Annotated in this window: 8 protein-coding genes; 4 read left to right on the forward strand and 4 right to left on the reverse strand. The window is 73.3% G+C overall.

Annotation, left to right across the window (positions count from 1 at the left end):
• Positions 1-10: 10 nt before the first annotated feature.
• On the reverse strand, positions 11-1,351 hold the full coding sequence (locus FHP29_RS01320; protein WP_139621077.1) for a helix-turn-helix transcriptional regulator: 1,341 nt from the start codon (positions 1,349-1,351) through the stop codon (positions 11-13).
• A 132-nt stretch (positions 1,352-1,483) separates the two neighbouring features.
• Here FHP29_RS01320 and FHP29_RS01325 point away from each other — a divergent pair, with 132 nt between their 5' ends.
• The gene (locus FHP29_RS01325; RefSeq protein WP_139621078.1) at positions 1,484-2,167 is read left to right on the forward strand and encodes a hypothetical protein; all 684 of its coding nucleotides are present in this window, start codon (positions 1,484-1,486) and stop codon (positions 2,165-2,167) included.
• 68 nt (positions 2,168-2,235) lie between these two features.
• Positions 2,236-2,904 (forward strand): lysophospholipid acyltransferase family protein, encoded by a 669-nt coding sequence (locus FHP29_RS01330; RefSeq protein ID WP_139621079.1) that lies wholly within the window; start codon positions 2,236-2,238, stop codon positions 2,902-2,904.
• A gap of 49 nt (positions 2,905-2,953) precedes the next feature.
• On the opposite strand, the gene FHP29_RS01335 is transcribed toward FHP29_RS01330, so the two are convergent.
• On the reverse strand, positions 2,954-3,736 hold the full coding sequence (locus FHP29_RS01335) for a class II aldolase/adducin family protein (RefSeq protein WP_139621080.1): 783 nt from the start codon (positions 3,734-3,736) through the stop codon (positions 2,954-2,956).
• Positions 3,737-3,866: 130 nt separating this feature from the next.
• Between FHP29_RS01335 and FHP29_RS01340 the strand changes: the two genes are divergently transcribed.
• Positions 3,867-4,421, forward strand: a complete 555-nt coding sequence (locus tag FHP29_RS01340; RefSeq protein ID WP_139621081.1) for a hemerythrin domain-containing protein — start codon at positions 3,867-3,869, stop codon at positions 4,419-4,421.
• Between the two features lie 17 nt (positions 4,422-4,438).
• Complete coding sequence (locus FHP29_RS01345) at positions 4,439-5,437, forward strand: YihY/virulence factor BrkB family protein (RefSeq protein WP_139621082.1); 999 nt, start codon at positions 4,439-4,441, stop codon at positions 5,435-5,437.
• 2 nt (positions 5,438-5,439) lie between these two features.
• Here the strand turns inward: FHP29_RS01345 and FHP29_RS01350 are convergent, their stop codons facing one another.
• Positions 5,440-6,135, reverse strand: coding sequence for a spermidine synthase (locus FHP29_RS01350; RefSeq protein WP_240044232.1), 696 nt, complete (start codon positions 6,133-6,135; stop codon positions 5,440-5,442).
• A 9-nt stretch (positions 6,136-6,144) separates the two neighbouring features.
• The gene (locus tag FHP29_RS01355; protein ID WP_139621083.1) at positions 6,145-7,137 is read right to left on the reverse strand and encodes an electron transfer flavoprotein subunit alpha/FixB family protein; all 993 of its coding nucleotides are present in this window, start codon (positions 7,135-7,137) and stop codon (positions 6,145-6,147) included.
• Positions 7,138-7,258: the final 121 nt, after the last annotated feature.

Raw genomic sequence — 7,258 nt, forward strand, 5'->3', positions numbered from 1 at the left:
GGCCGGCTGCTCAGGCGCGGTGGAACTCCAGCGCGGCGAGCACCCGGCGGTTCACGGCCGGGTCGGCGTGCAGCCCGAGCTTGACGAAGACGGTGCTGACGAGCGGCTCGACGGTCTTCACGCTGAGGTGCAGCTCCTCGCAGATCGCCGCGTTGGTCAGGCCGCGCGCCATCAGCTCCAAGACATCCCGCTCCCGCGGCGTCAGCCGGTCGAGGTGGCCCGCCGACCGCTCCCGCTGCACCAGCTCGGCCAGGGTCAGCCGGTCCAGGAGCAGCGCGGCCTGAGCGCAGAGATCCTGCATCATGCGCTCCTCGCTGCGGGTCAGCACGGTCACGCCCGGCACCACGATCGCTCCCACCACGTCGTCGCCCTCGCGCACCAGCCACGTGCGCTCCGGCAGGGCGGACGCGGGGCCGGGGGCCGGGTCGACCCCCGTCTCGGGCCACACGGCCACGGGGTGCAGCGACGACTCGCCACCCATCCAGACCGATGCCTGCGGGGCGTCCAGCGCCTCGGCCGCGGACCGGGCGAGCGCCGCGGGCAGGCCGGGCGACCGATGGGCGTCGGTGAGCCAGGCCAGCGCGCGGTACCGGGTCAGCGCGTGGCCGTGGACGGCGGACCAGCCCGCCGCGAGCGGGACCAGCGACACCATGACCAACCCGGGTCGGGCTGAGCCTGCGACCGCCTGCCCCGCCAGGAGTACGCCGAGCGCCACCGCCGCGCCGAGCAGCAGGCCGAGGAGCGGGGCTCGACTCCGGCCCGCGCGCAGTCGGACGGCGACCGCGACCACCCACGAGACCTGCAGGACGACGTAGAACGGGTGCGCGAGCACCTGCCACACGGCCTCCGCCGTGGCCCGGCCGGGCAGGCTGAAGGGGGCGGCGACCGTGAGCCCCGCCGACGCCCACTCGACGGGCCACAGGGCCGAGAGCCCGGCACACACCACGACGAGCACGGCGGCTCCCAGCGCCGCCGGACGCCACCGCGACGAGGGCAGGTGGCCGTCGGGGAAGCACACGATCGCGAGGGTCGTCGCGAACATGCCCACGACGATCGGCCAGACGCCGAGCCAGCCCAGCCACGAGGCGACGGTCCCGGACGCGGTGTGGCCGACCTGGCGGCCGGCGAACATGAGCGCCTCGACCATGCCGGCGGCGAGGAACAGTCTCCCCTCCGGGCTGCGCGGCCGCTCGGTCGCGAGCCAGGCGCCGACCAGGGAGAGGCTGACGCCGAGGATGCCGTTGTGGATGTTGGCCCACCAGATCCCGCGGGTCAGGCCGACCACGACCAGCACGCATGCGGCGCTGGCCGCGACCACGGAGAGCATCCCGGTCCGGGCCGACCTCGTCACGCTCCGATCGTGGCACAGGCGACCGGCCGTCGTACCCGGGAAAACCCTGCTCGTGCGCCGACAGGGACATCCCCGTACCGCGGACCCGGCCCGGCGGCGCAGCCTGGCTCCCTCCGACGAAGGGAACCTGTCATGACCACCCTCCACTCCCCCGCCCGGGCACGCCGGGCCCTCGACGGCGCGACCATCGCCGCCCTCGTGGGCGCCGCTGCGGCGTTCAACGCCGGCGGCGCGCTGCACCCCAACGACAGCGGCACCGGCGACAAGGTCGAGCAGCTGCACGACATGCTGCTCAGCGACCTTTGGTATCCCTCGCACGTGGGCCTGCTCGTCGCGTTCGGACTGTTCACCGTCGCGTTCCTGCGGCTGCGCACCCGACCCGGGCTGACCCGTGAGACCCGGCGCGTCGTCCGCGTCATGGCCGTGGTCTCCGCCGTCACGACGGTCGCGATGGTGCCCCACCTGCTCGCCCCCCTCGCCGCCGACTCGATCGCCGACGGAGAGCCGAACGCGCTCACCGTGTTCATGACGATCGACGAGACCCTCGCCGACGCACCCTGGGCCCTCGGCCTGGCGGTGCTCGCCGTCGTGGGCGGCGTCGCGGGCGACCTGGGCAACCGGGTGACCGCGGTCCTCGGCGTGGTCGGAGGCGTCTGCTTCGCGGCCGCGGCCGTTAGCATCCCGTTCACCGACGCCCTCGACGCCCTCTTCGCCGTCGGCGGCACGGGCATCACCCTCTGGGCGCTCGTGGTGGCCGCGCTCGGGGCCCGGCGTGACCGGGTGCGGCACGATCGTTCCTCGCGCAGTCACGCCTGAGGGGTGTGCGTCCGCCCAAGGCGAGGACCGCGGCCGGTGGGAGCCCCGCTCACCACTAGGCTGACCGGGTGCTCTACGAGGTCCTCCACACGGTGGTTCCGCCGCTCGCCCGCGCGGTCTGGCGACCGACCGTCGAGGGCGTGCACAACGTCCCGATGACCGGGCCGGTCCTCCTGGCCAGCAACCACCTCAGCTTCGTCGACAGCGTCGTGATCCCGATCGTGGCGCCGCGCAAGGTGGTGTTCTTGGCGAAGTCCGACTACTTCACCGGCTCCGGCGTGCGCGGACGGCTCCAGCGGGCGTGGTTCGAGGGTCTGGGGATGGTTCCGGTGGACCGCGACGACACCCGCGCGGCGCTCAACTCGCTCGACGTGGCCCTCGAGGTCCTCGGGCGGGGCGAGGCGTTCGGCATCTATCCCGAGGGCACCCGCTCACGGGACGGGCGGCTCTATCGCGGGCGCACCGGCGTCGCGCAGCTCGCCCTGACCGCCGGCGTACCCGTCGTGCCCGTCGGCCTGCTCGGGACCGACGAGCTCCAGCCGGTCGACACGAACCTGCCCCGGCTGGCCAAGGTCACCGTCCGGTTCGGGAAGCCGCTCGACTTCGCCGGGCGCTTCGACGGCCTCGCCCCCGGCCGGGCCCGGCGCGAGGCGACCGACGAGATCATGGCCGCGATCCACGCCCTGACCGGCCAGGAGCTCGCCGGCGCCTACAACGACCGGCCCGCCGAGGCCTGAGCCCACCCGGGCTGCCCGGGCTGCCCGGGCTGCCCGGGGAAGCTCGACATCAGTCCAACAGGTCCGGCTGAGCCGCCACGATCCGGTCGAAGAGCGGCTGGAACTGGAACCAGCCCGCGAACTCGGGACCGACCTGCTCGTAGGTCAGCTTGGCGGTGGCGTGGTCGAGCGGGCGTGGTGTGCCCGCCGCCATCGCGATGAGCTGGGACTGGCAGCTGCGCTCCATCGTGATGAACCACCAGATCGCCGCATCCACGGTGTCGCCCACGGTCAGCAGGCCGTGGTTGGCCAGGATCACCGCCTTGTTGCCACCGAGGGCGGCCGCGATCCGTCGGCCCTCCTCGACGTCCAGCACGACCCCGGTGTAGTCCTCGAAGAGGGCGTGGTCGTCGTAGAAGGCACAGGCGTCCTGGGTCAGCGGCTCGAGACCGATCCGGAGGCTCGAGAGCGTCTTGCCGTAGAGCGAGTGCGCGTGCGCGGCACCGACCGCCTCGGGTCGGGCCGCGTGGACCTGCGAGTGGATCGCGAACGCGGCCCGGTTGACCGGGCGGCTCCCCTCCACGACGTTGCCGTCGTGATCGACGAGGATCAGGTCGCTCGCCTTGATCTGGCTGAAGTGCATGCCGAACGGGTTGACCCAGAAGTGGTCGGGCCGTCCCGGGTCGCGGGCCGTGATGTGCCCCGCGACCCCCTCGTCGAAGCCGCACGAGCTGAAGAGCCGGAAGCCGGCGGCCAGGCGCTGCTTGCGGTGCTGCCGCTCCTCCTCCACCGTCGCGAACGTCGGCGGCTGGGGCAGGTCCTGCGCGATGGCGGGGCTGAGGGTCTCGGTCATGGGACGGTCATAGCACACTTTCCGACCGCGCGGTATGGGCCGCGGACGGAGTATCCCCGCGGCAGCCGCGGGTACGGCGACGAGCGGGCCCGGTCGTGGGCCCATCGGTGTTCTCGGACAAGGAGCAACCATGGGCAAGGACGTCGTCGACCTGATCATGAACGACCACCGGGAGCTGGAGAAGCTCTTCGACACCCTCCTCAACGAGCCCGACAAGCGGGCCGCTCTCGTGCCGGTGATGACCACCCTGCTCACCGCACACAGCCGGGCCGAGGAGTTGGAGGTCTACCCCGCCGCCCGGGAGGCCGGCGGCGAGGACGACGTCGAGCACAGCCAGAAGGAGCACCTCGAGGCCGACCAGCTCGCCAAGGCGGTGGCCGAGACGGATCCGGACTCGCCCGACTTCCCCACCGCGCTGCAGAAGCTCGTCGACGCGATCACGCATCACGTCGAGGAGGAGGAGAAGACCGTCCTGCCGGGGATCCGCGCGCGCCTGGACGATGCCCGCCGCGAGGAGCTGGGCGAGGCCTTCCTCGCGTCCCGGCAGGCGCACCTCGGCGACCAGCCCGCCGACATCACGAAGGCCGAGCTCGACCAGCAGGCTGCCAACGCCGGCGTCTCGGGCGCCTCGTCGATGAGCAAGAGCGAGCTCCAGGACACCCTGGAGGCCGAGGCGGAGTCCTGACCCGGAGGTTTCCCGAGATGGCGAACCAGATCCAGCTCGACCGCCGCTACCCCGGCGCCGGGGCGGAGAGGCCCCAGGACATCCCGCCGCGGGGCTGGTGGCAGATCACCCGTCGCGCGTGGGACGAGGCGAGGATCGACCAGGTGCCGCTCATGGCCGCGGGCGTCGCGTTCTACTCCTTCCTCGCGCTCTTCCCGGCGATCGTCGCCTCGGTGCTGCTCTACGGGCTGGTGCGGGATCCCGCCGATGTCGAGACGCAGGTGCGCGAGATCACCCGTGGCCTGCCCGACGACGCGGCGTCGCTGCTGACCGACCAGCTGAAGGCGATCGCCTCGACCCCGCAGCAGTCGCTGGGCCTGGGTCTGCTGGTCACCCTCGTCCTGGCGCTGTGGAGCGCGTCGGGCGGCGTGGGCAATGTGATCACCGCGATCAACATCGCCTACGACGAGGAGGAGACGCGCGGCTTCGTCAAGCGCAAGCTGCTGGCGATCGGTCTCACGCTGGGCGCGATCGTTTTCGTCGTCGTGGCCGTCGCTCTCGTGGCCGCGGCACCGGCCGTCCTGGACGACGTCGTCGGCTCGGGTCCGGCGCGGTGGGGCCTGGAGGCGGCGCGATGGGTCGGGCTGGTGGCCGTGATGGCGGTCGGCCTGGCGCTGCTCTACCGTCTGGCGCCCGACCGTGACGATCCGCGTCTGAGCTGGGTCTCGGTGGGCGCCGTGGTCGCCACCGTGATCTGGCTGGTCGCGAGCCTGGGCTTCTCGCTGTACGTCGACAACTTCGCGTCCTACAACAAGACCTACGGCGCGCTGGCCGGCGTCGTCATCCTGCTGCTGTGGCTGTGGCTCACGATGTACGTCGTGCTCCTGGGCGCCGAGATCAACGCGGAGGCCGAGCAGCAGACGGTCCGCGACACCACGGTGGGCCCGCCCCGGCCGCTCGGGCAGCGGGGCGCGGTGAAGGCCGACAGCATTCCCGGGCAGCAGCCGACAGCGAAGGTGGACGGAGCCCGCTCCTAGCGTCAGCCCGGCCGGCCGCCACCGAAGGCGTCGGCCACCGCGCGACCGTGGAACACGCGATATTCCAGCGGCGAGGGCGTGCCGAAGGCGCCGGCCGGGACGGCTCCGCTCGCGACGACCAGGTTGCCGGGACGTCGCCCCTTGAGCGTGGCCGGCTCGGCGCCGACCGCGACCTCGCCGAGCGCACGGACCGCGGCGACGAACGCCCGCACCCGCGGGTACGGCGGCCGGTCGACGAGGTTGGCCACGAACAGGCCGCCCGGCGCGAGCACCCGGCCCACCTGCTCGACGTACGCCGCCGTGGTCAGCGAGACGGGCACGACGCCGTCCTCGAAGGCATCGAGGATCACCAGGTCCTGCGAGTCGTCGCGGACCGCGAGGATGCCGCTCTCGCCGTCGACCGGGCGCACCTTGATCCCGCTCCTGGCCGGCAGCGGGGCCTCGGCGCGCACCCGGTCGACGATGTCGGCGGCAGGCTCGAGGACGATCTGCGCCGAGCGCGGCCGGGTCGCGGCCACGTAGCGCGGCAGGCTCATCGCCGCTCCCCCGACGTGCAGCACGCGCAGCGGCCCGGCCGGCAGGGCGTCGACGAGGTCGCCGATGCGGCGCACGTAGTCGAAGACCAGGCGGGTCGGGTCCTCGAGATCGACGGCCGACTGGTCCATGCCGTCCATCTCGAGGACGTACAGCTCACCCACCCGGTGCGCTCACCCGCCCCCGCGCCGCCGGCGCAGCTCCTCGTTGATGGCCGGGACGACCTCGTGCAGGTCGCCGATCACCGCATAGTGGGCCTTGGCCACCATCGGCGCGTCCTCGTCGGTGTTGATCGCGAGGATCGTCTTCGCGCTCGAGCAGCCGGCCCAGTGCTGGATGGCCCCCGAGATGCCGCACGCGACGTACAGCTCCGGCGAGATCCGGCTGCCGGTCTGGCCGACCTGCTCGTGGTGCGGGCGCCAGCCGAGGCTGGTGACGACGCGCGAGACGCCGAGGGCGCCGCCGAGGAGGTCGCGCAGCTCGATCAGGTCGCCGAAGCCGTCGGCGCTGCCGGCTCCGCGCCCGCCGCCGACGACCACGCGTGCCGTCTTGAGTCCGCCGGAGAGGTCCTCCTGCGGGGGGTCGGCCGAGACCACGCGGGCGACGAGGTCCGCCGCGGCGATCTCAGGGCTGGCGGGGACCAGTCGACCGTCGCCCGGCGTCGCCGCGGGCGCGGCCTCGACGGCGTGGCCGGCGACGGTGAAGACCGCCGGACGCTGGTCGAGGACCATGTCCTCGAGGACGGATCCGCCGACGACCTGCCGGGTCACGGTGAACGGCGCGAGGCCGTCGAACGCGACGACGTTGGCGGCCATGGCGACACCGAGGCGCGCGGCCAGGTGGGCCATCACCTCCATGCCGCGCGGCGTCCCGGCCGCGGTCACCACGACCGATCCGGTGGTCTCGCGCACGGACTGGACGGCGCTGGCCCACGCCGCGCCGCCGTAGGCGCTGAAGGCATCGCCGGTGGCGTGGTGCACGTCGCGCACGCCGTACGCCGCCAGCTGGCTCGCGAGCTCGTCGACGGAGCCTGCCGGGTCGCCGACCACGACGGCGTCGATCGGCACGCCGCCGCCGGCGGCGGACAGGTCGCGGGCGAAGGTGAGGGTCTCGCGGGAGACCTCCACCGCACCCGTCGCGTCGGTCTCGATCAGGACGAGGATCATCGCGCCACCACTCCCAGCCGCTCGAACAGGTCGACCACCGCCGGCGCCGCATCGGCGCCCTTGCCCAGCACCTGCACCTCGCTGGGCTGCGGCGGAGGCAGCCGAAGGCGGCTGCGCTTGG

Origin of the sequence: Nocardioides albidus (assembly GCF_006335005.1) — a bacterium.
In the GTDB taxonomy this organism is placed as follows: Bacteria; Actinomycetota; Actinomycetes; order Propionibacteriales; family Nocardioidaceae; genus Nocardioides; species Nocardioides albidus.